At 69.9% G+C, this 24,663-nt stretch carries 26 protein-coding genes; 3 read left to right on the forward strand and 23 right to left on the reverse strand.

The features are described from left to right. Window positions 1–166 precede the first annotated feature (166 nt). The 14 genes from ACFV0T_RS26100 to ACFV0T_RS26165 all read right to left on the reverse strand — a co-directional run bounded on the left by ACFV0T_RS26100 (window position 167) and on the right by ACFV0T_RS26165 (window position 9,577). Window positions 167–553 carry a hypothetical protein gene (locus tag ACFV0T_RS26100; RefSeq protein ID WP_385783716.1) on the reverse strand — a complete coding sequence of 129 codons (387 nt, stop codon included), beginning with the start codon at window positions 551–553 and terminating at the stop codon, window positions 167–169. After that, a complete protein-coding gene (locus ACFV0T_RS26105; protein ID WP_385783719.1) occupies window positions 550–996 on the reverse strand; it encodes a DUF6093 family protein in 447 nt (148 codons plus the stop codon). The genes ACFV0T_RS26100 and ACFV0T_RS26105 overlap by 4 nt, the downstream gene beginning before the upstream one ends. After that, the gene (locus ACFV0T_RS26110) at window positions 996–1,376 is read right to left on the reverse strand and encodes a hypothetical protein (protein WP_385783721.1); all 381 of its coding nucleotides are present in this window, start codon (window positions 1,374–1,376) and stop codon (window positions 996–998) included. Before ACFV0T_RS26110 ends, ACFV0T_RS26105 begins: the two co-directional genes overlap by 1 nt. After that, window positions 1,373–1,609, reverse strand: a complete 237-nt coding sequence (locus tag ACFV0T_RS26115; RefSeq protein ID WP_385783724.1) for a hypothetical protein — start codon at window positions 1,607–1,609, stop codon at window positions 1,373–1,375. Before ACFV0T_RS26115 ends, ACFV0T_RS26110 begins: the two co-directional genes overlap by 4 nt. Beyond that, window positions 1,606–2,451, reverse strand: coding sequence for a hypothetical protein (locus ACFV0T_RS26120; protein WP_385783727.1), 846 nt, complete (start codon window positions 2,449–2,451; stop codon window positions 1,606–1,608). The genes ACFV0T_RS26115 and ACFV0T_RS26120 overlap by 4 nt, the downstream gene beginning before the upstream one ends. Next, entirely contained in the window at window positions 2,448–2,780 is a 333-nt protein-coding gene (locus tag ACFV0T_RS26125) for a hypothetical protein (RefSeq protein ID WP_385783730.1), read from the reverse strand. Before ACFV0T_RS26125 ends, ACFV0T_RS26120 begins: the two co-directional genes overlap by 4 nt. A gap of 96 nt (window positions 2,781–2,876) precedes the next feature. Next, window positions 2,877–3,143, reverse strand: coding sequence for a hypothetical protein (locus ACFV0T_RS26130; protein ID WP_385783733.1), 267 nt, complete (start codon window positions 3,141–3,143; stop codon window positions 2,877–2,879). Between the two features lie 2 nt (window positions 3,144–3,145). Beyond that, window positions 3,146–4,192 carry a major capsid protein gene (locus ACFV0T_RS26135; RefSeq protein ID WP_385783736.1) on the reverse strand — a complete coding sequence of 349 codons (1,047 nt, stop codon included), beginning with the start codon at window positions 4,190–4,192 and terminating at the stop codon, window positions 3,146–3,148. Between the two features lie 17 nt (window positions 4,193–4,209). Then, on the reverse strand, window positions 4,210–4,620 hold the full coding sequence (locus ACFV0T_RS26140; protein WP_385783739.1) for a head decoration protein: 411 nt from the start codon (window positions 4,618–4,620) through the stop codon (window positions 4,210–4,212). Window positions 4,621–4,732: 112 nt separating this feature from the next. Next, entirely contained in the window at window positions 4,733–5,458 is a 726-nt protein-coding gene (locus ACFV0T_RS26145; protein ID WP_385783742.1) for a hypothetical protein, read from the reverse strand. 62 nt (window positions 5,459–5,520) lie between these two features. Next, the gene (locus ACFV0T_RS26150) at window positions 5,521–6,480 is read right to left on the reverse strand and encodes a hypothetical protein (RefSeq protein WP_385783745.1); all 960 of its coding nucleotides are present in this window, start codon (window positions 6,478–6,480) and stop codon (window positions 5,521–5,523) included. A 112-nt stretch (window positions 6,481–6,592) separates the two neighbouring features. Further along, window positions 6,593–7,600, reverse strand: coding sequence for a recombinase family protein (locus ACFV0T_RS26155; protein ID WP_385783748.1), 1,008 nt, complete (start codon window positions 7,598–7,600; stop codon window positions 6,593–6,595). A gap of 226 nt (window positions 7,601–7,826) precedes the next feature. Then, window positions 7,827–8,660, reverse strand: coding sequence for an ABC transporter permease (locus ACFV0T_RS26160; RefSeq protein WP_385783751.1), 834 nt, complete (start codon window positions 8,658–8,660; stop codon window positions 7,827–7,829). Beyond that, entirely contained in the window at window positions 8,657–9,577 is a 921-nt protein-coding gene (locus ACFV0T_RS26165) for an ATP-binding cassette domain-containing protein (RefSeq protein ID WP_385783754.1), read from the reverse strand. Before ACFV0T_RS26165 ends, ACFV0T_RS26160 begins: the two co-directional genes overlap by 4 nt. A 227-nt stretch (window positions 9,578–9,804) precedes the next feature. On the opposite strand from ACFV0T_RS26165, the gene ACFV0T_RS26170 reads away from it, so the two are divergent. After that, entirely contained in the window at window positions 9,805–10,980 is a 1,176-nt protein-coding gene (locus ACFV0T_RS26170) for a histidine kinase (protein ID WP_385783757.1), read from the forward strand. Beyond that, window positions 10,977–11,648: a response regulator gene (locus ACFV0T_RS26175; protein ID WP_385783760.1), complete on the forward strand. Its 672-nt coding sequence runs from the start codon at window positions 10,977–10,979 to the stop codon at window positions 11,646–11,648. The genes ACFV0T_RS26170 and ACFV0T_RS26175 overlap by 4 nt, the downstream gene beginning before the upstream one ends. A gap of 132 nt (window positions 11,649–11,780) precedes the next feature. On the opposite strand, the gene ACFV0T_RS26180 is transcribed toward ACFV0T_RS26175, so the two are convergent. The 4 genes from ACFV0T_RS26180 to ACFV0T_RS26195 form a co-directional block, all read right to left on the reverse strand. Continuing rightward, window positions 11,781–14,801, reverse strand: coding sequence for a Tn3 family transposase (locus tag ACFV0T_RS26180; RefSeq protein WP_385783762.1), 3,021 nt, complete (start codon window positions 14,799–14,801; stop codon window positions 11,781–11,783). 100 nt (window positions 14,802–14,901) lie between these two features. Then, on the reverse strand, window positions 14,902–15,807 hold the full coding sequence (locus tag ACFV0T_RS26185; protein WP_385783765.1) for a hypothetical protein: 906 nt from the start codon (window positions 15,805–15,807) through the stop codon (window positions 14,902–14,904). 72 nt (window positions 15,808–15,879) lie between these two features. Continuing rightward, window positions 15,880–17,319, reverse strand: coding sequence for a terminase large subunit domain-containing protein (locus ACFV0T_RS26190; protein WP_385783767.1), 1,440 nt, complete (start codon window positions 17,317–17,319; stop codon window positions 15,880–15,882). A gap of 103 nt (window positions 17,320–17,422) precedes the next feature. Further along, a complete protein-coding gene (locus ACFV0T_RS26195) occupies window positions 17,423–17,965 on the reverse strand; it encodes a sigma factor-like helix-turn-helix DNA-binding protein (RefSeq protein ID WP_385783770.1) in 543 nt (180 codons plus the stop codon). A gap of 111 nt (window positions 17,966–18,076) precedes the next feature. On the opposite strand from ACFV0T_RS26195, the gene ACFV0T_RS26200 reads away from it, so the two are divergent. Continuing rightward, entirely contained in the window at window positions 18,077–18,505 is a 429-nt protein-coding gene (locus ACFV0T_RS26200) for a hypothetical protein (RefSeq protein WP_385783773.1), read from the forward strand. 207 nt (window positions 18,506–18,712) lie between these two features. Here the strand turns inward: ACFV0T_RS26200 and ACFV0T_RS26205 are convergent, their stop codons facing one another. The 5 genes from ACFV0T_RS26205 to ACFV0T_RS26225 form a co-directional block, all read right to left on the reverse strand. Then, window positions 18,713–19,363: a restriction endonuclease gene (locus ACFV0T_RS26205; RefSeq protein ID WP_385783776.1), complete on the reverse strand. Its 651-nt coding sequence runs from the start codon at window positions 19,361–19,363 to the stop codon at window positions 18,713–18,715. A gap of 13 nt (window positions 19,364–19,376) precedes the next feature. After that, window positions 19,377–21,638 (reverse strand): hypothetical protein, encoded by a 2,262-nt coding sequence (locus ACFV0T_RS26210; protein ID WP_385783779.1) that lies wholly within the window; start codon window positions 21,636–21,638, stop codon window positions 19,377–19,379. 87 nt (window positions 21,639–21,725) lie between these two features. After that, window positions 21,726–22,109 (reverse strand): hypothetical protein, encoded by a 384-nt coding sequence (locus tag ACFV0T_RS26215; RefSeq protein ID WP_385783782.1) that lies wholly within the window; start codon window positions 22,107–22,109, stop codon window positions 21,726–21,728. Beyond that, window positions 22,102–23,937, reverse strand: a complete 1,836-nt coding sequence (locus ACFV0T_RS26220; RefSeq protein WP_385783784.1) for a hypothetical protein — start codon at window positions 23,935–23,937, stop codon at window positions 22,102–22,104. The genes ACFV0T_RS26215 and ACFV0T_RS26220 overlap by 8 nt, the downstream gene beginning before the upstream one ends. Window positions 23,938–24,064: 127 nt before the next feature. Further along, the gene (locus ACFV0T_RS26225; RefSeq protein WP_385783786.1) at window positions 24,065–24,661 is read right to left on the reverse strand and encodes a hypothetical protein; all 597 of its coding nucleotides are present in this window, start codon (window positions 24,659–24,661) and stop codon (window positions 24,065–24,067) included. Window positions 24,662–24,663 lie beyond the last annotated feature (2 nt).

The following is a 24,663-nucleotide window of genomic DNA, read 5'->3' on the forward strand; positions in this document are numbered from 1 at the left end:
TTGAGGTCGGAGAACGGGGCGCCGTCCGTGGTGCGGGTGATGAAGTAGACGATGTAGTAGTGCGACGGGTCGGCCATGTTGTCCGGGCGGCGGCCCTCACCGACTGGCTTGCCGGTGGCGGCCGCCAGGAGAGCGACCAGGGCTTTCGTGACGGGTCCGGTGTCGATCACAGCAGGACCTCCGCGACCGCGAACCGCATGGACGCCATCAGCGTCGATTCGATGAAGGGGATGGCCGGCTCCACGTGCGGGAACGGCGGCTGATCGTAGGACCGGCCCAGGCTGTCGATGCCCGTGAACCCCCACTCCAGACGCCGACCCTGCGGTGCGTTCGTGCCCAGCGTGCACATCGCCCCGTGCGGAAGCCCGCGCGGGTGCGCCTGCCAGGAGCTGCGGTAGGCGCCGGTGATGACGTTCGGGCCGGGCCGCCCTGACGCGTTACCACGGATGCGGGCGATACCGAGCGTGGCGGTGTGGTTGATGCCGCGGGCGATGGCCGGCCCGATACGGGCGGCGGCCTGGTCGAAATGGTCGGCGAGCTCCTCCGGCGTCACGGCGTACTCCCCCGCTGCTGGTTCTGGTCCAGGGGGGTACTGCGCACGACCTCGATGGTGGACGCCCGCCCGGGATCCTGGCAGGTCCACGAGCAACCGATCAGCGCGGTGTTGGCCGGGTTGTGGACCTGGACAACGGTGACGACCGCATCCTTCGGCGGGACCGGGGCCTCCAGCGGGGTCAGGAGCCGGAACCTGGAGCGGGTCTCCTGCACCCACGGCTGAAGCGCGCCCGGGGCGGCGGTCATCTCGTTCTGCGCGGTGGCCTGCACGGCGCCCTTGCCCTCGTACAGCACCTCCCCGGCTGGCCGGGTCAGGGTTCCCGTCTCCTGGTTCAGGACGGGGCTGCCGGTGGGGGGCAGTTCGATGCGCACGGTGTCCACCAGCAGGTTGTCTCCGATCCACGCTGTCACGCCGGCGAGTGCCGCATCCAGGCCGGGCATCAGTTGCCGCCCTTCGCCCACTCAGCGAGCTGCCGGAGGATGGCCGCGGTGGTCTCGTACCTGCTGCCGTCCAGGTCGTCGCGGTCCAGGGCGGCCCGCTGAAGGATCGCCGGGTCGATGCCCTCCAGGAAGGCGGCGATGGCATCACCTGGGTCGTGGTCTGCGGAGACAGCGATGCGGGCGAGGCCCTCGAAGGCCACATGGTCGGCCTGCCGGGTGTGGAGGATGAGCATGGGCAGGGAGTCGGCTACAGAGTGCTCGAGCTGGTAGCCGATCACCTGACCGGCGGGCAGTGGGGTGCCGTCGATGCTGATGGTGGCGGATCCGGGCTGGGCGTCGATGCGTACGCCGTGCGCGGCAGGCTGCTCGGGGGCGGTCATTCGTCGTCCTTGGTGCTGATGGTGACCTGGTTGGCGATCTGCTGGGCGGAGGTGAGCAGGCCGTTCTGGTCGATCCAGGACAGGCCTTCGCTGGTGCTGAGACCGAGCGACACTGTGCCGTCCTTGTCCACGATCTTGCAGATGACGAGCGCGGACGCCACCAGGTCGCCGTCGTCGAGTTCGATGGTGGTGCCGAGGCCGTCAAGGATGGGACCCAGGGCCTGCGCGCTCATGCGGAGTCTCCAGAGACGAGGCCGGGGTGGCCGTTCAGGTCAGGGCGGGGGATCCATTCCCTGATGCAGCCGTGGTGGGCCACGGGGTAGGCGGCTGCGTCGTCGGCGGAGCGGATGGTGCCGTCGGCGTGATCGGTGTCGGGATGACTGACGAATCCGCACTCGGGCCCGTCCACGCACTGGAACCAGGTGGCCTCGAGGTCGAGACGGCCGGCGTTGATGGCGCCGTGGTTGGCGGTGACGACGCCCTGGTAAGTGAGTGCCGAGGTGGCCCAGGCTTTGACGGGGTGCCGTGAGTCGTCCCGGTAGACGATCGTCGACAGGGGATGGTCGGCGATCAGGCGTGCGGAGGGCAGGCCTTCGTGGTTGCGGCCCATGGTGACGTCGCGGGTGGCGTCCTGCGCGGCGCGGGCGAACGCCTGTGCGCGGCGGACGGCTTCCTGGATGCGCTGGACCAGGTCGACGTAGAACGTGGCGGTGAGGCCGGTGACGGCGGCCTGGTGGTCGGGTGTCCACCGGAACAGGGCGGCATCGGCTCCGGCCCGACGTAGGGCGCGCAGGGCGCCGTCACGGTAGGCGATGGGCAGGTCGTGGCCGGCCCAGCGTTCGGCGAGGGCGCGGGCGAGGCGGTCGAACTCGCCGACCTGCTGGTTGAAGCCGTTGATGATGCTGCGGATGCGGGTGGTGGCTCCGAGGGCGGGCCGCAGGCGTTCCAGGATGCGCAGGAGGTTGTCTTGGGCGGTGACGAGGCGCTGCCAGGTGCGGGTCAGCTCGAGCGTCATGGCGATGATGAGGGCGGTGAGTTCGGCTCGGTCGGTGTCCTGCTGGGTGGGGGTGGTCATCGCCGGGGCCGTTCGACCAGGTACAGGACGTTCAGGTCGCTGCTGATGCCGGTGCCGTCGTCGGGGTCGTCGGGAGCCGGGGGTTCGCCGGCCTCGAGGGCGGCGATCTGCCGCTCGTAGGCCTTGATGTTCTCGGTGTAGGAGACGGCGACGACGGAGGACACGTTGACGGTGGACGGCTGGGAGCGCAGCGCGGCAAGGCGTTCCCGCAGCACCTCCAGGGCGACCGCGCGGGCGGTGCCGAGCCGCGTGTAGCGGGTGGCCAGGTCGGTGAGGTCGGTGGTCTTGCCGAGTTCGGCCTGGAGCCATGCGGTTACGGCGGTGTCCACGTGCAGCCTCCAGTCAGGGGTTCGGGGTGGGAAGGGGTCACGGGTGCGGGCCCGCCCTGTTGGCGCCCCCACCACAGGGGGCGGGCCCGCACGCCGCTACTCGCCGCCGTTGCCCTCGTCGGCGGCGTTCCGGCCCCGAGCCGGCCTCTTGGCCGCGGTCTTCTTCGCGGCCGGCTTGGACTCCGCAGCGTCGTCGCCCTCGGGCGTCTCGTCTGCGGTGTTCTCGCCGTCGTCGTCCCAGGCCGCCGGGTTGGTGACCAGGTCGGCGAGACGCTTCTCCGGGGTGGATCCGGACTCGAGGACGACGGTCTGGTGGCTGTCCGGGTCGGTGACGTACACGGTCGCTGCCAGCTTCCGTCCCATGATCAGAACACCTTGGCCGTGATGTGGATGTCCGGCACGTACAGCACCGGCATCGCGACGGCGGCGCCCTTCGTCCACACCTGCACCGGGTCGTCGGTGTGGCCGTGGGTGACGACGATGCCGGGGGCCTCTTCCCGCTCGATGGCCGGGTTGCCACCGGAGGACAGAACGAGCGATTCGGCGGTGACGCCGTACTGCGTCTCGCCCCACGTCTGCGGGTTCGGCGGCAGCATCAGCCACCGGTCGTCGGGGATCGGGCGGGCCATGGTGCCGTCGTCCTTGGGGATCTGGACGTCGTACACCTCGATCGGCGGGAGGTTGTAGCGGGCGCGGACGGCGTCGACCTCGTTGGGTGCGAGGACGCCGGTGGGGGTCTGCGCGGAGGGCTGGCCGTAGAACGCGCGCCGGTAGGCGTCGTTCGAGGCGAGCAGGGCGCGGGCCTTGTAGGAGGTGACGACGCGGGTGGGGAGCGGGGCCCCACTGGCGCGCAGGACCTCGATCCACGCCATCTCGTCGGCGAGGGCGTCCGCGGCCGGGTTGGTCCAGGCGGTCGCGGCGGTCGGCATGTTCGCCGCGGGCACGCCGGCGTCGTACTCCACCGTCAGGCCGTTCTCACCGGCGAGGGTGAACTTGCCGTCGGTGAGGAGGTCGCCGACGGCGAGCTCCAGGCGGGACTTGATGGACTGCACGTGTGCGGCCACGTCCTGGTAGAGGAGCTCCACCAGTTCGGAAGCGTCCGCGCCGCGCGACGTGTCGAGGAGGATCTGCTCCAGCTCGCCGACCAGGTACTTCTGGCCCAGCGGGGGCAGCATGCCCTCGGTGACGATGCGCTTGGCCTCGCGGGTGGCGACGGACGTCTGCGCGTCCCACGCCCGGTACTTCGCCGCGTTGACGCGCCGGGACGTGGACTTGATGCGGAACTTCACCGAGTTGATGGTGCGTTCCGGCATGACCGAGAGGGTCAGCGCGTAGTCCGCGGGCGTCTGCACGGCCCGGGCGAACGCGTTGATCTCGGTGGCGTCGATGTCCCTGAGGAGGGTCTCAAGCATGATTCAGTCCCCCTTTCTCAGGAGAAGCGGATGAGGTCGGTGCGGCTGGCGGCCGCGGGGACGGTGAGCGCCACCGGGAGCTTCGCGATGTCGACGTCGCCGTGAGCGAGGAGCGCACCGGCGACCTTGGTGACGGCCGGGTTGAACTGCGTCTCGGTGGCCAGCAGCCCGGCGAGGACCTGGGTGCCGTCGGAGGCTCCGGACGCGTACGGGCCGTACAGACCCGAGGCGGTGATCTTCCCGAGGGGAAGGCCCGACTTAAACAGGGCATACGGGTTCGTCGCCGTGGCCGCGGTGTAGTGGGTTCCGGACGTGAACTTGGAGACGTCCAGGGTGATCGTGGCGTTCATGCCCGAGCCGTGCAGGTTACGCAGCCACCGGCGGTCGGCGGTCACGGTCTCGGTGGTGGTCATCGGCTGGATGTCCACGCCGATCTCCTCCCGTGGAGTGGGGATGGCACAAGGGGTGCGGGCTACCAGTGGTGTGGTGCCGTCCACGGGGTGGTGCGGAGAGGGCGTGGTCCCTCAGATTTGGGTGGGGTCAGGCGGTGCGCCTGAAGCCCATCTGTTCGGCGCGCTTTTCCATGCGGGCCTTCACGTCGTCCCTGCTGGCCGGCTGGCGGTGGCCGCCTCCGGCCGGTGCGCCGCCCGGGGCGGGGGGAAGCGCGGGCGGAGTCTGCGGGGCACGCTGGGCGCCGAACAGCTCGGGACGGCGGCCCTTCAGCGCTTCGGCAGCTTCGCGGACGGCCTGGTCGTCGGCGTCGTCCGCGACGCGGAGCAGCGCGGCTGCGTCCTCGAGGTCGTCGCCGGTCGCCCCCAGGCCTACGAGGACGGCACGACGGTTCGCGGACCGCTCGCGGGCGACGGCGGAAGCCTCCCGGGCGGCGAGCTCCTGCTCACGCCGGTCCAGTTCCTCCTGGCGCTTCTGCTCGTCGGTCTTCTTCGCCTCTTCTATCTGTCGGGCGGCGGCAACGAACGCGGCGGTGTCTTCGGCGGAGGTGAAGCCGAGTTCTTCGGCGAACTCCTTCAGCGCGCTGCGCTTGCCCTGCGCCTTCTCCCGGGCGGCGATCCGGTCCAGGTCTTCCTGCGTGAATTCCTTGGCCGGTCCGGGGGGCGGGCCGGGCTTCGGGGGATCCGTCGGGGCGGGTGCGGGCGGGTCGCCGCCGTCGTTGTAGAACACGGCGAGGCCGGAGATGCCGGTGTACGGGTGTGCCCACCCGTGGCCGGTGACGGTGCGGGTGGTGCGGGGCTGCGCGGGGCGACGCATAGGTGCAAGTCCTCCCAGACTCGTTCCAGGCCCCGCGCCTGAGATCAAGGACACCACAGATGTCACGGGGTGTTCCCCCCGCTCCCCTGCTGCCCCTGTGCCGGGATGTCGTCCGGCTGGTTGTCTGCGGGCAGTTCGGGCAGTTCCACGGCCGGTACCTCGGGTTCGGCGGGCGCTTCCAAGCCCAGGAATGCGGCCACCTCGTCGGGGTTGCCGAGCGCGTCGGCGAGGGCGCGGGCCTTCTCGAACTGCCGTGACTGGATGCGTTCGATCTCCGCGGCGGCGTCCTCGATGGGGAATCCGGCTTCGATGAGCATCTGCACGCCGGTCTCCAGGGAGATGACTCCTCCGGTGACGCCGGTGGTGACCTGCTCGAGGACGGCAGCCTTGTCGGTGGGCGTGTACGGGCCGAACACCAGCAGCGCGGGCTGCGGCGTGATGCCGATCCAGTCGGGGTGCTGTCCGGCGAGGTGGAGGCGCTGGGCGAACTTCAGCAGCAGCGCGTACTTGTGGGCGCGGGCGAGACGCATGGCTCCGATCAGGGAGTCGAGCGGGCCCAGGGACAGCTGCATGGCGTACCCAGAGGGGACTTTGGAGGGGTCCAGGGTTCCCAGGGATACGGCGGGCAGTCGGGCGTTGGCGGCGGCCCGGTCGGTGAGGTCGTGGACGTGGGCGCGCAGTTCCCGCAGGGCGGGGCTGGTGTCGACGGTGGTGAGCCGGCCGCTCTCGCCCATGCGGAACACGGCGCCGGGCGCGACGTTGTAGGCCTGGCGGGCGTCGGTGATACCGGAGATGCCGATCATCGGGATGCCGGTGGTGGCCGATGCGCGGGCGGAGTCAGTGTCGGCTCCCTGGAGGTCGTCGAACACCTGAAGGACCTTGGCGAGGGAGGGCTGGCCCCAGTGTTCTTCCGCGTCCGGCACCGTGTTGGGGACGTGGATGACCGGGATGAAGTCGATGAGGAGGTCCAGCCGGTCCAGGACTTCGCCGTCGGATCGGGTCGCGAAGACCGCCCGGCCCATGGGCAGGTCGTCGACGTCATGCCCGGCCTTCAGGTCACCGAGTTCCCAGGTCGCGTCGGTGAGGGCCCTGTCCTCCCGAAGCTGCCGTGAAGTGACAAGTAGCTCTCTGTGATCAGAGTGACGCCCGGTCAGGGGTAGCGGGGCGAGGCGCGGGGACCATCGCGGTCCGGCTGGCGGTGAAGTCGGCGTGGGCCTGCTCGACGGCTTCGGGGTATGCCTCGCGCTTGGCGTGCTCGGCGAGGGCACGGTAGATGCTGGCCACCGAGGGACTGTGTCCCTTGCGCTTGCCGGTGGGGATGAACAGGTCGGGCTGGATCTGCTCGACGGACTCACCGCCCGCGCGGCGCCGGAGGACGGTGTGGAGCATGTCGTCGGTGATGACGGGGGGCCGGCCGCCGTGCTTGCCCTTGCGGGCCGCGGTGTCGAGCCCTTCCAGGGTCGACTCCCGGATGTTCTCCCGCTCGGTCTCTGCCATCGCGGCGAAGAACGCGAACAGCAGCTTGCCCGGCCCGGTGGGGTCGTAAAGTCCGGGGAGGGGTCCGGCGAGCATCTCCAGGATGAGGCCGTGGGCGGTGAGGTGGTCGGCGAGCGCGGTGAGTTCGGCGGCGTCGCGGCCGAGGCGCTTCATCTCGTACACGGTGAAGATGACCCGGCAGTGTGGGGCGTGCGCCTTGACCTCCCGCGCGGTCCGCAGCGCCTCCTCGAACCGGGGCCGGACCCGGACGCGGGTGCTGATCTTCTCGCTGAAGATCTTGTCCCGGGGGACGCCGTGTCCCGCGAGCGCGTCGAGCTGGGAGTCGAGTTCCTGGCCGAGGGTCGAGCAGCGGGCGTAGCCGATGCGGATGTCCGCGCCCGGCAGGTCCGGGTCGATCGGTCCCGGCGGCGGGTTGCCCGGCCGCCACGGCCGGCCCGGCCCGCGGCCGGTCGGGGTCGGAACCCGCAGCGCCTTCTTCAGCCGGGGCACCGTGGTGAAGCGGCGGGTGTGGTAGGCGGAGGCGACGGCGCCGCCGCGTGAGCGGCAGGGTGATCCGGGCTGGGCGTCGCACTTCGGACAGGCGTGCGCTTCGACGTCGTCCGCGTCCGACCGGTCGGTCTTCGCGGGGTGCTGGGGGTCCGTCATGAGCTCGGATTTTCGCACAATGCAAGTCTCAGAAGGGGGCCGTGCCGCTTTCGGGTGAGAACGGGTTCTGAGAACGGAACCGGGCCCGGCGGCGGTCCGGCGGCCCGTTTCCGATCTTGCTCGGGCAAAGGACCGTTTATGAGAGGCGCTCATTAGGGCTGCGAGAAGCTTCGAGGGCCTTGCCCTTGTGCCTCGGGGCTGCGATGCGCTCATTTCGGAGGCACGTTCACACGTCGCGGCGCCGTACGGTGAGCACCGCGAGAGTGACCGCGACCAGCGGCCAGAGGGCGTACACGATCCAGGAGCCCTGGAGCGTGGCGGTGTAGCCCAGGGACCCGGGATCCGGCTCCCACGTCTGGACCAGACGAGTCCAGGCGGCCGACACCATCGTGTGTCTGAGGTCCGCCGACCAGCGGTTGCTCTCCGAGAACATGGTGGGCAGCATCAGCAGGGTGAAGACGCTGGTGAGCATGGTCCCGGCGGCGTGCCGGAGCAGAACGCCGAGGCCGAGACCGACCAGGGCGCACACGGGCGCCAGCAACGCGGATGCCACCAGTGGCCTCAGCACATCGGGGTGGGTGATCGGAACGCCGGCGTCGTGCCCGTCCAGGATGGCCTGGGAGATCAGGAAGGATCCGATGGAGGCGGCCGTGCCGACCGCGGTCCACAGCGCGGCGGTGACGACCGCCTTGGCCAGCACCACTGCGCCGCGGGCGGGGACGGCCACGGTGGTGGTGCGGATCAGCCCGCTGCCGTACTCGCTGACGACGGTGAGGGCACCCATGCTGCTGGCGACGAGTATCAGCGTCAGGTAACCGGTCGACGGGAAGGCGTCGTAGGCCAGGAAACTACCGGGTTCGGAGCCTGCGGCCTTGTCCGCCAGTGTGGCCACGGTGCCGGACCCGATGACGAACAGGGTGATGAAGGCGAGGGCCCACGGTGTGGAGCGCAGGGACCGCGTCTTGATCCACTCGGAGGCGATCAGGTCGCGGAAGCGGGCGGGCGGTTCGGCGAGGGGCGCGGCCGAGGTGGTTGTGGGGGCGGTGGCGAGTGTGGTCATCGAGGCTGTCCTGCCTGGTATTCGACGCTGTCGGCGGTGAGTTCCATGAAGGCCTCCTCCAGTGAGGCGGTCCGGGTGGTCAGCTCGGTCAGCAGGATCCGGTGCTCGAAGGCGAGCGCGGCGATCCGGTCCGTCGGCAGTCCGGTCACGGCGAGCTTCTCGGCGCCCGCCAATCCCTCTGGCTCGACCGATGCTCCCGCGGCAGTCAGCACGACCGTCAGCTCGGCGGCCTGTGGTGTACCCACCACCACTCCGAGGCCGGTGCTGCGGGCGGCGAAATCCCGTACGGACTCGGCGGCGATGAGCTTGCCCCGGCCGATGACGACGAGCTGGTCGGCGGTGTTCTCCATCTCCGACATGAGGTGGCTGGAGAGGAAAACCGTGCGGCCCTCGGCCGCGAGGCGCCGGAAAAGACGGCGCATCCACAGCACGCCCTCCGGGTCCATGCCGTTGACCGGTTCGTCGAACATCAGCACCGGCGGATCGCCGAGCAGGGCGGTGGCGACTCCGAGGCGCTGCTTCATGCCGAGCGAGAACCCCCCGATGCGGCGGTTCGCGGCCTCGGCCAAGCCCACCTCCTGCACCACCTCGTCCACACGGCGCGGGGAGATCCCGTTGCTGCGGGCCAGAGCGGACAGGTGGGCCGTGGCGGTGCGTCCGCCGTGGACCTGACCCGCGTCGAGGAGCGCGCCGACGTGCCGCAGTCCCCGGGCGTGGCTGCGGAAGGGGACTCCGCTGACGGTGGCGGTGCCCGAGGTGGAGGCTTCCAGGCCGAGGATCATCCGCAGAGTGGTGGACTTGCCGGCTCCGTTGGGGCCGAGGAAGCCGGTGACCTGGCCCGGCCGCACGGTGAAGGACAGCTGGTCAACGGCAGTCTTGGCGCCGTAGCACTTGGTGAGTTCGTTGACTTCGATCACATGGACAACCCTGCCGGGAGGGCCCTGTCCGGTCTTGGGGCCGTGGGCGGCAATCGCCTGCGACCGCCTTCGCCCGTGGGCGTACGTCCACGGGCCGATGCCGAAGAGTCGGCGGCTGGATAGCCTCGCAAGATGAACGGCATACCGACCACCCCGTTGCCTGCGCACGTCGCAGGGCACGACCTTCCTCCTACGCGGGCACACCGCCTCAAGAGGGCGCACCGCCGATGACGAGATCGAAGGCCATGGCCTGGGCGGGGGGTGTTCTGTACGTCCTCGCGGTGGGTCTGCTCATCGTGGGCGCGCCGCGGGCTTCGGGCACGGTCCACGGCATCGGGGTGCTGCTGGCGGCGAGCCTGCTCGTCGGTGTCGTGCGACGCGCGCCGTTCCTGGCCCTGGTCATGGCGCTCTTCGGATCCGCCGCCGTGGTGGCGGGTCCCCCGAGCTCCGCCGGTGTGGATCTGTCGGCTTCGTACCAAGGCCAGTTCCTGTCGTATCTGGCGGTGGACCTCGTTCTGTGTTTCATCGTCGCCACCCGCGCGCGGCGGGCTTCGACCGTCGCCGTGATCGCATCCCTCGTCGTCCAGCTCCTGCTCCTCGGTGGCTTCGCGCACGGCGACGGCCTGGCCGTCAACCTCCTGATCGGCCTCCTGGCGATGGCCGCAGCCTGCACGGTCGGTCTGCTGAGCCGCGAGCGCCGCGAGCATGCGGTGGAGCTGCGCTCACAGGAGGTGGCCGAGGCCGTGGTCGCCGAACGGCTTCGGATCGCACGGGAGTTGCACGACATGGTCGCGCACAGCATCGGCATCATCGCCATCCAGGCCGGAGTGGGAAGCCGGGTCATCCGGACACAGCCCGAAGAGGCCCACCAGGCGCTACGAGCCATCGAAGCCACCAGCAGAGAGACCCTGTCAGGGCTGCGGCGCACGCTGGTGGCACTGCGCCAGGCAGACCCGGACGCAGAGAATTCGGGGCGGGCACCACTCACGCCTTCGCCCGGTCTGGCGGACCTCGAACGGCTGGCGGCGGCGACGGCGGACGCCGGCGTACGCGTCAACGTGCGCCGCGGCGGGGAACAGCGCCCGCTGCCGGCCGACATCGACCTGTCGGCCTACCGTATCGTCCAGGAAGCGCTGACCAATGTGGTCCGCCACGCGGGCACCGGACACTGCCGGGTAGCCATCGAGTACGGGGACGGGGAACTATCCGTGGAAATCGTCGACGACGGGCGCGGCGCCGCAGAGGACGGCCGGGCCCACGGCTTCGGCATCGTGGGCATGCGCGAGCGGGTCGCCCTGCTGCACGGCCGCCTCAGCGCCGGGCCGCGTCCCGAGGGCGGCTTCCGGGTGGCGGCGCGGCTGCCCCTGCCCGACCCCGCCGGAGTTCCGGTGGAGGCCCGATGACCGGCAGTCCCGTACGCGTCCTGCTCGTCGACGACCAGCCGCTGGTGCGGTCCGGCCTGCGCGTCATCATGGGCGACCACCCCGACCTGGAGGTCGTCGGTGAGGCGTCCACCGGCGCCGAGGCGGTCCAACTGGTCGGGGACATATGCCCCGACGTCGTGGTGATGGACATCCGGATGCCCGGCATGGACGGGATCGAGGCCACCCGCCTGATCACCGCCGGTCCGGCGACCACCCGCGTCCTCGTCCTGACCACCTTCGACGAGGACGACCACGTCTACGGCGCGCTCCGGGCCGGAGCGAGCGGCTTCATGGTCAAGGACATGGCTCTCGACGACATCCTCGCGGCGATCCGCGTGGTCGCCGCCGGCGACGCGCTGATCGCCCCGGGTGTCACGCGTCGTCTGATCGCGGAGTTCGCCGGGCGCCCCGAAACTGCCCCGGCACGCTCCCCACGGCTGGTCGAGGGCATCACCGAGCGGGAACGGGAAGTCCTGGCCCTGGTCGGGCGCGGCCGGTCGAACACCGAGATCGCGGAGGACCTCTTCATCACGGTGGCCACCGCCAAGTCGCACGTGTCACGCCTGCTCACCAAACTGGGCGCCCGGGACAGGGTTCAGCTCGTGATCACCGCCTATGAGACGGGGCTCGTGACGCTGCCTGGCTGAGCGCGTATGACAGCAACACCGTTTTCCTGGTCCGTTCCTGGCACAACCTGCCGCCGTTGACGATGTTGCCCAGGACTCTTCAGCGTCCGAGGCAACGTCGTCCTCGGCACGGCTCCGGCCAGGCCCGGAGTGTCACGCTGGGATGATCGCTGCATCCCTCTGCGCAGTGCGCGGGCTGGGCACTGTGGCCCCGGTGGCCGCAAGGTCCAGGTCGAGACGGCTGTTCATATCCAGTTCGAACCGGCCGTACGGGTTGACGTGCGTCCAGAACAGCGGGGACAGGGCCCGCCGGTCGGCGTCGGTGAGCTTCTTCTGCCACTTCTCCTCGGCAAGGATGTCCTGGAGGAGCAGGGTGTTGACGTGCACCAGCGCGGACTGGAGCAGGTGCAGCGCCAGCATCGAGACCTCCTGGGACTCCTTGTCGGAGCCGGTCAGGTCGCCGTCCTTGCCGTAGAACAGGTCGTGGTTGGCAGAGTTCCAGTTCTCCACGACCTGGAGCCCGTCGTTGATCTCGCGCCGCAGCTCGGCGTCTGCGAGGTAGTCGCAGATGAACGCCGTCCGAACCGCCCGGCCCAGTTCCTCGATCGCCCGGTAGGTGGGATGCTTGGGCCCTCCGCGGGTGAAGCGCCGCAGGACCTGCTCGGCCTCGGCGGTGCCGAGTCGCAGGGCCGTGGTGTACTTCACGATCTGGTCGTACTGCTGGGCGATCAGGTCCCAGTCGATCGTCTTGGTCGATAGCACCGGCGCCAGGTACGGCCAGGTCTCGTCCTCACCGGCCGCCGGCCGGTACAGCCGTGCGGAGCCGACGTTCTTCAGCCGGGGCAGCAGGTTGAAGCCGAGCATGTGGGCGAAGGCGAACCCGACGATGGAGGCGCCGTGGGTGTCGGTGTACTGGCGGTCGATCTCCACGTCCGTGCAGTGCCGCAGTACGCCCTCGATCATCGCGGCGACCTCGGACGCGGAGCAGGACTTGAGCTGGGAGTAGACGCACAGCGACTTCTTCTCGACATGCCAGTAGATCATCACGCCGGGCCCGCGGTAGCGCTGGTGCCACTCGGTCATGAAGTTGCTGGACCAGGACCCGAACTTCTTCGAGTCCGATGCGCAGGCGGTGCCCTCTCCCCACCAGGCCTGATCGCGGGCCGCGAAGGTGGCGTTGACGAGGCGGACCAGGGCGGCGCGCAGGTTGGTGCGGTTGACGAACAGGTGCCGTACCCGGCGCAGGACGGCCTCGCTCTCGCCGTGCTTGCCGGTGACCGCGACCCGCTTGATGCCCATGTTCGTGCCCAGCGCGAACAGCACCAGCAGCAGCCGGCGCCGCAGCACCGCCTTGGGGACCGCTTCCCTCGTGGCGACCGAGGCGAACTCCGAGGTGAAGCCTGTGGCGAACTCGGCCTCCTTGAGGATGTCGATCAGGTCGATGGTGCCCCAGCGCCGCTCGATCTCCGCCTTCAGCGCGACGAGGTTCTCCGGCTCTACCTGCTTGCCCGGCGGCGAGACCTTGATCCACGGCTCGCCGTGCTTGCGGACGATGTCCACCCCGCCCGTGGTGCCCAGTTCCAGCGCGGTGTTGAGCCGTGTCAAGGACTCCCGCAGCCGCTTTTTTAGGGCCCCGATGAACGCCCCGGGGTCCTGCGGCTGGCGGATCGCGTCGTAGTGCACGTCGCGGTTGTCCTCGAAGTCCGACGGCAGGTCGTCCTCCGGGTTCTGCCACCGGCCCGCCCCTGGCACCCAGATCTCCCGGCGCCGCAGCGCGTCCCGCAGCGACACCAGCACGCACAGCTCATACGGGATGCGCTCGACGCGGCCTCGTTCATCCACCACCGCCTTGCGCCACTCCTCGCGCACCACCCCGGCCAGCGGGATCTTCTCCGACTCGTCGAAGAACGCGCCCTCCTTGGCGATGGGCTGGTCCAGGTACCGCTTGAGCAGGTCGATGGCGTCCATCACCGGCCGGTAGGCGGTGTTGTTGCACTTCAGCTCCAGCGCCCCCAGCAGCGGGGAAAGCATCCGGCGCCAGTGCCCCGAGTACGACGACCGCAGCACCGTACGCACCCGGGCCCGGTAGCGGGCCTCGTTCGCCGCGGCCTCCGCGGCCAGGGCCTTCAGCGTGGACTCCCCGGCCACCGGGAAGATCACCTTGCGGACCGTGCCGCCCGGCTCTGCGACCGCGGCCTCCGCCAGCCGCAGCAGGATGCCCTCCTTGCCACGGACCCGCTTGAGGTCCTTGGTGAACTCGCCCTCGACCTTCTTCTCCGCCCGCGTGTTGATCCGCTGCACCAGCTGGATGAACAACTCCACCAGCGAGTCGGTGATCTCCGTCTGCCGCACATGGCACAGCGCGGCCAGCAGCGTGTACCGCACCGGCCCGGCCGCCGCCCGCAGGTCCGAGGGGTACTCCTTCGAAGCCCGCGCCCGCCACGCCGCCACCAGCTTCTCCGACACGTCCCCGAACAGCTCCGGCGCCAGCTCCAGCGCGCGCACCCGCCGGAGCTTGTTCACCTCCGCCAGGAGACTGTCCAAGCCCAGCGCGCCCGGGTCCGCCTTCAGCTCGGAGAAGAACGAAACGCCGCCGCCCGCCGACCCCTCCCCGCCGGCGTCCTCGGCGACCAGGTCGTCCAGCCGGGAACGGGTCGCCGCCGACAGCCGGTCCACGGTGGCCGCGCAAAACCGCTCCTCGAATGCGGTGACCGCCGACCCGACCAGGCGGGCGATGCGTCCCGGCGTTGGCGGCTCCGTCCGGTCACCCCGGCAACGCACGACCACGGCCTCCGCCAACCGGTCCCGGTTCAGCTCCACCCCGCACAGCTCCGCCGCAAGCCACTCGGCGAGCTGCGCCTGGTCCTCCGCAGTGCACTCCCGGAACCCGAACGCGCCCCGGATCTCCACCCGGTGCCGCTTGATCGCCCGGCCCTGCCAGTCATACCCGGCCCACTCCCCGGCCGGCACCTTCACCTGCTGGGCCACGTACGACACCGCTGGCGCCGGGATCTCACCGGAATCCTCCGGGAACCGAGCCTCCACCTCGAAGAACTTCAGCAACAACGCGAACCCCAGCCGGTTCGCCCCCGACTTGTTCCGCAGCCGCTCCTGGTCCTCCTCCAGCAGCGTCCAGACCTCGATCAGCTCCTCCGGCTCCCACTCCTGCCGCACCCCACGCTCCCTCCGGCCGTCGTGACCGGACCAACCTCGCGGAACTGCTCCCTCAACAACCCGAGAAGATCGAAAACCCGGACAAGCGCACCCTGCTTTGCTACAGAGAGCTACTTGTCACTTCACGGCAGCTTCGGGAGGACAGGGCCGTGAGGTAGCAGGTGAGGGTGGACGGGGTGTCGTTCCACGCGTACTGGCGGGTGATAGTCCCGGTGTCCGCGTTCAGGGTGTCGCCCTGCCCCAGGACCGGAACAGCTTCCCCGTCAGGGCCTTCGGTGGTGAGCGGGGCCCGCACCGGGCGGCCGCTGCCGTCTACGCCGGTGGAGGTGGCCGCACCGATCGGGGCGAGCTCGAAGGTGACGCGCCGCAGGCGCGGCTTCAATCCCTTCTTGATGTCCTCGGGGAGCTCCCACGCGAAGTGCACCCGGGTGGGGAACTCGCCGCCGTCGTCGTCCTCACCGATGACGGGGAAGTAGAAGCCGGGGTCGACGGCGCGGACGGTGGCGCGCTGCTTCGCCGGGTCCCACGCCATCCGGTACACGCCGTCCCCCAGGGAGACGGCTTTGCGTTCGGTCTGCTGGATCCGCATGGGCAGCAGCTCCGTGTCCGCCCATTCCCGCAGCAGGTCCTGCACGCGGGCGGCAGCCGCCGCTTCCGGGGAAGGCTCGTCGGCGCCGTCGTCCTCCGCACCGGGAACGACGATGTGCTGCTCACGGCCCAGCACGTTCGCCAGGAGCGCCTCGATGAACATGGACGGGTCGCCGAACTCGCGGCGGTCGCGAGCCGCTTCACCGTCCAGGAACACGGCCAGTTCGGCGGCCTGGTTGTTGTCGTAGGCGGCGAGCAGCTTGTACGCGGCCAGCCGGCGTTCGTCGGCGGCCGGTACCCAGGATGCCTGCGCTTCGGGGAAGGCCCGCCGGTGGGGCATGCCGCGGGCCGGATCGCGGAAGACCGGCTTGTAATTCAGCCAGCTCCAGCCATCAATGATCAGGCTTTTGAGGCCCACGACGTTCCCTCCGCCTATAGGCCCCGCGCCTAGTGATCAGGGTACGGGCGCGGGGCGTTCGGGTTCCCCTGCCTAGCGGCGCCCGGCCAGCCGCTGGTCGGTGTAGTTGGTGGTGCCCAGGCCCTGCGTGGCGGGGTCGGCCAGCTCGGTCAGTGCGTGGACGGCGGCGTCCATGCGGTCCGGGGAGTCCATGCCGGGCAGCCAGGTGACCATCTGGCCCTCGAGTTCGGTGAACTCGCCGACGTGGTGGATCTTCCCTTGCCGGTACAGCTGGGCGATCGGCTCAGCACGGAGGCGCTTGCCCTGCTTGGCGTGGACTTCGATGATCGACGGCATTAGCAGGCCTTTCGTCTGCCCCTCACGCTGAAGCTCCGTCCACGCCTGGGTGACGATCTGACGCGCCATGTCGCCGCCGAAGTTGTTCTCCACGATGATCGCGTCCGCTTGGCGTGCGATGGCGAGCTGGCAGACCTCGGTACCCCACGTGTCGGCGCCCATGGTCCGGGATCGGTCGTCCAGGACGTAGAGGTTGCCTTCCCGGTCGCGGGCCGCGGAGACGAGGCCGACTTCGTCGTTGCGCATGGAGTCGCCGCCGGCGTGGTCGACAGCGACAACGATGCGGGTGGGGGTGATCCCGGGCCAGGCTTCGGGCTTGAGCCGGTTGCCGGTAATCCACGCCCACTTCCAGACGCCGCCTTCGAGGGGGCGGGGTTTCTGCTGGTAGAGGGCGTACCAGACGCGTTCACCGACGCTCTCGCGGATATCGGCGAGTTCTGCGGCGTCGTACTGGTCGGGCCAGAGGGGGTCACCGAGGTTTCGGTGGAGGGGGTCGTCGGTGCTGTCGGCGAGGGCGGGCAGGTCGATCTGAAGCCAGCGGTGGGGTTCGTGGGCAAGGAGCCGGCCGGAGAGGTCGTCTTCGTGCCAGCGAGTGTTAATCAGAATCAGACTGGCGCCGGGGGCGCGGCGGGTGAAGAACACGGACCGGTACCACTCCCATACGCGTTCGCGCTGGGCGGGGCTGGCGGCATCGTCGTGGCCTTTGAAAGGGTCGTCGATAATACCCAAATTAAAGCCTTTTCCGGTCAAACCGCCCCCAACGCCTGCGGTGACCATGCCGCCACGTACGGATGATCCGCGCTTCTGCTCGAGGTCGAACCGGTTCGCAGCATGGGAGGCCGGGTGCAGGCGGATCCCGAGGGGGCCGGCATATTCGCGGAGCTGGTCGCGTACCCATCGTCCGTGGTCGTCGGCGAGGTCGGCGCCGTAGGAGGCGATCATGACGCGGTGTTCGGGGTGGCGGCGCAGGTACCAGAGGGGTCCCCAGCGGGATGCGCGCTGCGATTTCCCGTGGCGGGGCGGGCAGGTGAGCATGACCTGCAACCGCTCCCCTGCGGCAATCCGCCGGAACGCACTGTCGATCATGTCCAGGTGTGCGGCCTGCTTCTCCCGTCCTTCGGTGAGGACCGCGGCCAGCGCTCCCGGGGAAAGGTCCATGGCCATCTCCCGCTCCACGCGGGCCAGCTTGCGCCGGGTCTCCGGCCGGGCGCGGGCGATGACCCGGCGGCGCTGAGCGGGCGACAGGGAGCGGTACTGCGCTTCGATGGTGGCCTGACGGTCAGAGGCCGTCGTCACCGTCGTCCTCGTCGTCGTCCTCCAGGACTGTGCCGTCTTCTTCGTCGTCGAAGTCGGCGTCCGGGTCCAGGGTCGGGATCTCGGCTTTGTCCTGGTCGGAGATGTCGATGAGTGCCATGATCTCGGCTGCTTCGCCGCTGGAGAACGGGATGGCGCCGCCGTCGGGGCCGCTGATCTCGGTGCGTACGGGCACCTTCAGTCCGAACAGTTCGGTGATGTCGGCGATCAGCTTGCGGGCCTGCTCGTTGGCTTTCAGGTCGGCTTCGACTGGGTCGGTGGCGGCCGGCATGACGGCGCGCAGGAGCTCTTCCAGGCGGGCGCCCTGGAGGTAGCGGTACAGCTGCGCTTCCTGGACTTCGAGCGCGTGGGCCTTCTTGATGGCGCGGGACAGGTCGGATCGGCACGTGGACGGCGAGATGCCGTAGTGCTCTGCGATCTGGGCGGCGGATCGGCCCTGGATCTTCATGACGAGCATTTCGCTGCGCCTTTGGGCGACCGACGCGCTCTTCGCTTTGGAAGGTGGCATGGCGGTGGGGCTCCCGCTGTGTGATTGTCAGGCCCCGCGCCTGTGAGGAATGATCGCCGATTTTCGCTTTTGTGTTCCCTGCGGTGGGGGTGTGGGGGGATCCTGCGCGGCATGACTCGTATGCGTGGGGTGAGCGTGGCGGCGGTGTTGGTGCTGGCGTTGGGGGTGGCCGGCTGTGGGGATGGGGGCGGTGACGACGGCGCTGGGAAGGATCGGGAGAGCGTGTCTGCGTCGGCTTCGGTGGTGTCGCCGCGGGAGGCGTTGGCCGCGTATCAGGCGGCGACCGTGTCGGGGTGTACGGATGCTGACTCCTGCCAGCAGTTCATGACGCGGAAGCTGGCGGCCGCGGTGGACGTGCGGCAAGCCATGCAGGCGAAGGACCCGTCGGCGTACGCGGTGCCGATCGGGTTCGTAGATCAGGCGGAACGGCAGGCAGACCATTACGGGCGGGACAATCTCGCGGCGAAGGGGAACATGCTGGCGGTCGCGACGCCGTTGCAGCGGATGGTGGCCTGGTTCCGGGAGCATCCGGAGGGGTGACGTGCGTCGGCCCCGTCACCGGGGGGATTTCGGTGGCGGGGCCGACGTGTGCTCGGGTGCCGGGGGGATGGTCCCCGAGCGGTCTGTGGCACGGCCCGGATTCTCGTACTGCGGGCGCGGGGACGCTGCCGTCCAAGGACTCCGGGCCGTGCAGTTCTGATGGTGGCGCATGCGGCGGGGTTTGTCTGAGACGCCTTCCCCTGCGGGCTACTGCCAGGGGGCGGGGCCGCCGTTGGCCCAGGTGGTGAGGCCGTGTCCGTCGATGAGGCGGATGCGCTGGGGCAGCAGCAGGTTGGTGTCGAGGGCGGCGCGGGTGTAGCCGGCGGTGGTGACGATGACGGCGGCGTGGCAGTGGTGGATGTCGCGGTAGACGCCGTTGATGGTTTGCACGGTGTCGGAGCCGACGTTGCTGCCGGGGGCGTAGCGCTTGCATTGGATGAGGATGCGGCGGCCGTTGTCGAGGGTGACGAGGACGTCGGCTCCGCGGTCGTTGGCGCCTCCGGTGGGGGTGGCGGTGGTGACTGTGGGGTGTTCGAGGGCGAGTTCGGCGATGGCCTGCTCGAACTGGGCGGGGGTCATCCGGTGGAAGGTATCGAGGGTGCGGTTCCCGGGGTGGGGCAGGGCGCGCCGGCGGTCTTGGAGGGTGTCGAGGCCGTTCCAGAGGCGGGTGAGACGGCGGGGCCGTATGACGTAGGTGATGAGGGCGGCGCTGGTGAGGACGGCCGCGGCGGCGGTGGGTGCGGGCCAGGTTTTGGCGATGCCGAGGATGACGACGGCGAGGGTGGCCCACCACCAGCCGAGGCGGGGTAAGCGGCGGCTGGCGCGTCGGGTCCGGAGGTGCGGGGTGTGGGTGGCCATGCTGTGTGCTCCTTCAGGCGTTGTCGGGGGTGGGGCCGAGGCCGTAGAAGCCGCGTTTGCCGTCCTGGCGGTGGATCTGCTCGCTTTTGGCGAGGGCGGAGAGGGCGTTGTCGAGGGTGGAGCCTTCGATGCCGGCGAGGCGGCCGATGTCGTCTTTGTGGGTGTAGACGGTGTCGAGGTCGAGGGGGTCGGCGAGGCCTTCGAGGACTTTGAGGATTTTGTCGCCGGCACTGGTGGGCTTGGCGGGGGTGATCTCGGTGGTGGAGAAGAGGGCCGTGTCGTCGTTGTCGGGGTCGTCGTTGCCGAGGATGGAGGTGACGGCGATGGCGTCGCGGTCGGTCCAGTCGGGCCATTCGAGGGGTTCGCGGACCTTGGTGGGGTCGACGTGGGGGGTGGCGTCCTCGAGGTCGAGGGTGCGGCCCATGGCGCAGATGCCGTCGGTGGTCATGAAGTAGCCGAGTCCGAACGTGGATTCGGGGTCGGCGATGTGGGTGTCGTCGCTGTAGACGAGGGTGGCGTCGTCGCCGGTCCAGGTGGCGGGGATGTCGGCGGGGTTGACGGTTTCCATGCCCGGGGGCAGGTCGATGAGGGTGCGCTGGGAGGAGTCGGAGCGGAGCATGATGACGCCGCCGGAGCCGACGACGTTGTCGCGGATGGAGGACTTCCCGCCGAACTGCTCGAGCTGGAGGATCTGGTTGGCGAGGACCAGGGACACTCCGAGGGAGCGGCCCTTGCGGGCGGCGAGGTCGAGGACCTGGGCGGCTTCCTTGCGGTGGGTGGCGCCTTCGCCGGTCAGGGATGACGTTTCGTCGACGATGAGGACGACGTGCGGCATCACGTTGGGGTCGAAGTTCTTCTGCTTGAGGCGTGCGGTTTCCGCGATGCGGTGTTCGAGGAGGGCGTGGGCGATGCGGAGGGTGCCCATGCTGCCGTCTTCACCGAGGCCGGAGTAGGCGGCCATCGCTTCGATGGACGGGTTCGATGATCCCTTGGGGTCGGCGTAGAGGATGACGGCGCCGGACCGGTGCGCAGCCAGGGCTACCAGCTGGAGGACGCCGCCCTTGCCGGAGCCGGTGATGCCGGTGATGACGATGTGGCGGGCTCCGAGCTTCGGGTCCAGGAGCTGGACGCGGACGGGCCTGCCGGACACGGCGACCCCGAGACGGATGTAGCCGCCGGGGGACGGATCGAGGATGTGGGGGCCTGGGAAGGGGACGCCGGCGCGGAGCGGGTTTTCCTTCATGAGGCGGATGCGGGCGCGGCGGGGGTTGGTGCTGGGTTCGTAGGCGAGGAGGAGGGGCGTGGTGCGCAGGGCGCCTACGAGGTCGGTCATGTTGGGCCTGGGGAGGCTGTCGGTGTCTTCGTCGGCGACGACGTGGGCGACCTGGCCGCCGGTGTTGGGGTCGTCCTGGACGTCCTGGAGGTGGGTGCCGGCCATGACGCCGCCGCGGCGGGCGGCCCATTTCTTCCAGGCTCCGGCGAGGGTGGCGGTGTCGAGTTCGGCGGGGGCGTGGAGGTTGACGGTGATGCGGGTTTCGCCGGTGTGGGAGCCGGGGGTGAGGGTGATCCAGGCGGTGGGGACCTGGTAGACGCTGGAGATGGTGTCGGTGGTGACGGTGACGGACTGTCCGGCGGGGGCGGTGATGGTGCCGGTCCAGCGGTGGGGGGTGACGGTGTGGACGTGGAGGATCTGGTGGCGGTGGGTGCCGGTGTCGGGGTGGGAGATGTGCTGGCCCCACCGGTGGGCGATGCGTTCGGCTTCGGTGGCGGGCAGCGTGACGGGCGGGGTTTCGGGGCGGTCGGGGAGGCGGCGGAAGAGGCTGGCGGCGGCGGCACGGCGGGGGCGGCGCAGGACGTTGCGGAGCTGGACGGGTACGAGGGCGACGGTGGCCCACCAGCCGAGGGAGACGATGCCCTGGGCGGTGAGGGGCTGGAGGACGCCGGCCATCAGGGCGTCGGTGCCGTCCGCTCCGGCGTAGGTGCCCATGCCGAGGGCGACGCCTGCGGCGACGGTGGACAGGAACGCGGGGAAGCGGTGGGCGCGTAGGACGTCACCGGCGGGCAGGGCTTTGAGGGTCCGGTGGGGGATCCAGTCCATGGCGTTCGCGGTGAAGAAGCCGGCTCCGGCGAGGTAGGCGAGGTCGGTGGCGGTGGCGGCGTCGCTGTTGAGGAGGGGGGCGATGATGCCGGTGGCGACGGGGGCGAGGCTGGTGATCGTGGCGATGGTGCGTTCGGTGCTGGCGGGGCGGACGCTGGTGGTGGTGTCGGTGGCCATCGGGGTTCTCCTGGGAGTGTGGTGGGGTGTGGGTGGGGCCGGGACCCGGCTGTCTGGTCCCGGCCCCGAGAGCGGGGTGGGGTGGGGCTATTCGGGGTTCACCCAGGCCCGGTTGACGTCGTAGATGTCGCGGCCGACCGGGGAGCGCCGGACGGCTTCGTGGATCCGGTCGTGGCTGTCGTGGTTTTGCTGGTGGGCGGCCTGGGCGTGGCGGGCGGTGGTGTCGCCGGCGGAGGCGTAGGCGATGACCGCGTCGGACAGACCGGCCATGATCTTGGCGAGGTCGCGGGTTTCGCTGACGGTGGTGTTGTCGACGCGGAGTGAGGCGATGCCGTCGGCCTGGCGACCGGTGTCCTTCGCTTCGTCGTCGATGGCCTGGGATTCCTTGCGGATCGCTTCAGCGGAGCGGGCGATGTCCTTGGCGAGGGCGGTCGTGGAGGCCTGGAGGCCCTTGTAGGTCAGGTCAGGCATGGGTCATCTCCGCCATTCCGAGGTCCTGGTAGTAGACGAGTTCGGCGGTGCCGTCGATGGAGTCGACGGCGGCCTTGTAGATGTCGCCGTAGCGGGTGTCGATGTTCGTGCCGACGACGGTGCAGGCTTCGGCGCCGCGGACGGCCCGCTTGTGGACTTCGCGGGCCTTGTCTTCCTGGACCTTGGCGGCCTCTTCGAGCTTGATGAGCGCGGTGACGAGCTTGTCGCCGCCCTTGACGGTCTTGGCCTGCTCGAGGAGCTTGCCGACCTTCTTCGTCTGGGCGGCCGCGTGGGCCTCGTAGACCTTGGCGCGGTCGGCGATCTGGGTGAGGATGTCGTTCTTCGCGGTCAGGCGCCGCTGGAAGCCGGCCATGGAGCGGACTTCACCGCGGCTGAGGTGGGGCCGGTCGGCTCCCTGTCCGAGGGTGATGCCGCTTGCGTCGGCGCCGGTGACCTGGATGGGGGCGGGCTGGGTCATGGGCGGGTCCTCGGGGCGTGGGGGTGTGGGCGGGTGGGTCGGCTTGGGCGGGATGGTGTGCTGCTGCTTGCGGGCCTGGTGGGCGTTGTCGAGGCGGGTTTTGTCGTGGGTGGCGGCGGTGCGGGTGTCGGTCCATCCGTCGCGTACGCCGTCGCGGTAGGCCTCGATGTGGGCGGCGGCGCGTCCGGCGCGGGTGCCGTCGCGGTATCCGGCTTCGCGGGAGGGCTGGGTGTTGAGGGGCTTCCCGCTGGTGGGGGCCTTCCCGTCCTTGGGCGTGGTCTTGGGCGCGGTCTTGGGGTCGGGGGTGGTGGCCTTCGGGGGTGTCTTCTGCCCCGCGGCGTCCTGGCCGTTCTTGGGGGACGCAGCCGGACCCTGCTCCTTCTCCTTCTTCGTCTTCTTGGTCAGGTCGATCGGACCCGCGGTGCCCTTGCCGGTAGTGGCCGTGTCGTCTGCGGGGCGGGGCGTGCGACGCTCGCGGTCGGGGCGGTCGTTCTTGGGGGTCTTCTTGGTGATGCCGGAGCTGTCGCCGCAGGTCTGCGTGGTGGCGTTCCCGCGGTGGTCCTTGCGGCCGGTGCTGCTGGTCGACGTGCCGCCGTGGGTCTTGTCGAGGGGGGTCTTGGGCTGCTTGCGGCCGGCGTCGTTCCTGCTGCCGGTGTCGGCGCCGTCCTTCTTGGTCTTGCTGGTGTCGTGCTTGCCTACTCCCCCGCCGCCCTTGCCGGGCCCGTGGGTGCTGTTGCTGTGGCCGTTGTTCTTGCTGTTGCCCTGGCCGCGGACTCCGGCCCCGGACGATCCCGAACCACCGCCGGAAGGCCCGGACGTACCATTCCCGGGCTTCCGCGATGAGTTCTTCGAGCCGTTTCCCCCGCCCGTGTTCTTGCTGTTGAGGGACTTCCCTGAATTGTTCTGAGAGTTCGTTCCCGTGCTGGAATTCCCGCCGGTGATTTTCTCCGACCGGTTCACGGTCCGGGTTTCCTTCACCTGCCTCGCAGCGGCCTGGGCTTTCTGCACATCGAGTGCCTTGTTCCGGGCGTCCGCGCCTTTACGCCAGCGTTCGGCCCCGGCCAGAAGCCAGGCCCGAGTGATGCTGGTTTCCTGCCGGGTGGCGGCGTTCTTCTTGCCGTCGGGGGCCGGGTCGTCGGGGGTGGTGTGGTAGGTGGCGCTGGATGCGCCGGCGGCGGTGTCGTCGTGGCCGTCCGCGGTGGTGGGGTCCAGGGTGAAGGCGGCGGTGCGGGCGGGTGCGACCGGGGCGAGCAGCCCGGCGAGGCCTCCGGCGGTGGGGGTGCTGGAGGGCGTGGCGGGGGTCGGTTCGTTGGGGCCTTCGGCCGCGGCGGGGACCGTGTCGCTCGCCATCAGCTTCCTCACTCTCGGTAGTTGATCGGGTTACTCTTACCGGCCCTCAAGCCGCAAGATCCGCCCTGGGCGAGTTCTATCGGGTGCCTGGACTGCTCTTTTGGCCTGAGGCGGTAGGTAGTAGGAACTAGGCGTAGTGACCGTGCGTGTTGTTGCGGGCCTTGTTGCGGACGGCGATCCCGGTCCCGAGGACGAGAACGCCGGCACCGATGAGGAGCCCGTTGTTGACCCCGCCGCCGCCGGAGTTCGTGGAGGAGGCGGCCTCCTGCATGTCCTGCCCGGTGCTGCTGCTGGGGTACTGGGCCTGGCAGTCCTCGAGGACGCTGCGGTAGGTCGCACCGAGCTGCTTGCCGACCAGGCCCTTGTTGTCCTGGACGCAGGCGTCGACCTTCTTCTGCCGGGCGGCATCCGCGGTGGTCTGCGTCTTCTGGTTCGCGGCGTTGATGTCGTTCATCGCCTTGAGTTCCTGAAGCCGGAGTTCCTGCTGCTTGAGGGCGATTTCCTGCGCTTTCACGGACGCGGTTGCCTGCTGCGCGGCGTAGTGCTGCCATCCGAGCATTCCGCCACCAGCAATAACGGTGGCGGCGACGGCGACGGCTGCCCTTCCGCGCTTCGTCAGGCCGGGCTTGATGGGGTGTACGGGAATTCCGTACGGGTGCGGGTCGGCCATGGGAGGCGGCGTCATTTCGGGGCCGAATTCGTTGGCGAATTCCTCGGGGGACACTT

Origin of the sequence: Streptomyces sp. NPDC059582 (genome assembly GCF_042735715.1) — a bacterium.
Taxonomy (GTDB): Bacteria; Actinomycetota; Actinomycetes; order Streptomycetales; family Streptomycetaceae; genus Streptomyces.

Bases quoted from the DNA above. Each gene is read 5' to 3' on its own strand.
- ACFV0T_RS26195 (WP_385783770.1), bottom strand. From the start codon at position 17,965: ATGCCACCTTCCAAAGCGAAGAGCGCGTCGGTCGCCCAAAGGCGCAGC.
- ACFV0T_RS26220 (WP_385783784.1), bottom strand. From the start codon at position 23,937: ATGGCGAGCGACACGGTCCCCGCCGCGGCCGAAGGCCCCAACGAACCG.
- ACFV0T_RS26105 (WP_385783719.1), bottom strand. From the start codon at position 996: ATGCCCGGCCTGGATGCGGCACTCGCCGGCGTGACAGCGTGGATCGGA.
- ACFV0T_RS26170 (WP_385783757.1), top strand. From the start codon at position 9,805: ATGACGAGATCGAAGGCCATGGCCTGGGCGGGGGGTGTTCTGTACGTC.
- ACFV0T_RS26155 (WP_385783748.1), bottom strand. From the start codon at position 7,600: ATGACGGACCCCCAGCACCCCGCGAAGACCGACCGGTCGGACGCGGAC.
- ACFV0T_RS26110 (WP_385783721.1), bottom strand. From the start codon at position 1,376: ATGACCGCCCCCGAGCAGCCTGCCGCGCACGGCGTACGCATCGACGCC.
- ACFV0T_RS26205 (WP_385783776.1), bottom strand. From the start codon at position 19,363: ATGGCCACCCACACCCCGCACCTCCGGACCCGACGCGCCAGCCGCCGC.
- ACFV0T_RS26135 (WP_385783736.1), bottom strand. From the start codon at position 4,192: ATGCTTGAGACCCTCCTCAGGGACATCGACGCCACCGAGATCAACGCG.
- ACFV0T_RS26215 (WP_385783782.1), bottom strand. From the start codon at position 22,109: ATGCCTGACCTGACCTACAAGGGCCTCCAGGCCTCCACGACCGCCCTC.
- ACFV0T_RS26150 (WP_385783745.1), bottom strand. From the start codon at position 6,480: ATGGGCCGGGCGGTCTTCGCGACCCGATCCGACGGCGAAGTCCTGGAC.
- ACFV0T_RS26175 (WP_385783760.1), top strand. From the start codon at position 10,977: ATGACCGGCAGTCCCGTACGCGTCCTGCTCGTCGACGACCAGCCGCTG.
- ACFV0T_RS26115 (WP_385783724.1), bottom strand. From the start codon at position 1,609: ATGAGCGCGCAGGCCCTGGGTCCCATCCTTGACGGCCTCGGCACCACC.
- ACFV0T_RS26120 (WP_385783727.1), bottom strand. From the start codon at position 2,451: ATGACCACCCCCACCCAGCAGGACACCGACCGAGCCGAACTCACCGCC.
- ACFV0T_RS26210 (WP_385783779.1), bottom strand. From the start codon at position 21,638: ATGGCCACCGACACCACCACCAGCGTCCGCCCCGCCAGCACCGAACGC.
- ACFV0T_RS26145 (WP_385783742.1), bottom strand. From the start codon at position 5,458: ATGCGTCGCCCCGCGCAGCCCCGCACCACCCGCACCGTCACCGGCCAC.
- ACFV0T_RS26200 (WP_385783773.1), top strand. From the start codon at position 18,077: ATGACTCGTATGCGTGGGGTGAGCGTGGCGGCGGTGTTGGTGCTGGCG.
- ACFV0T_RS26160 (WP_385783751.1), bottom strand. From the start codon at position 8,660: ATGACCACACTCGCCACCGCCCCCACAACCACCTCGGCCGCGCCCCTC.
- ACFV0T_RS26130 (WP_385783733.1), bottom strand. From the start codon at position 3,143: ATGGGACGGAAGCTGGCAGCGACCGTGTACGTCACCGACCCGGACAGC.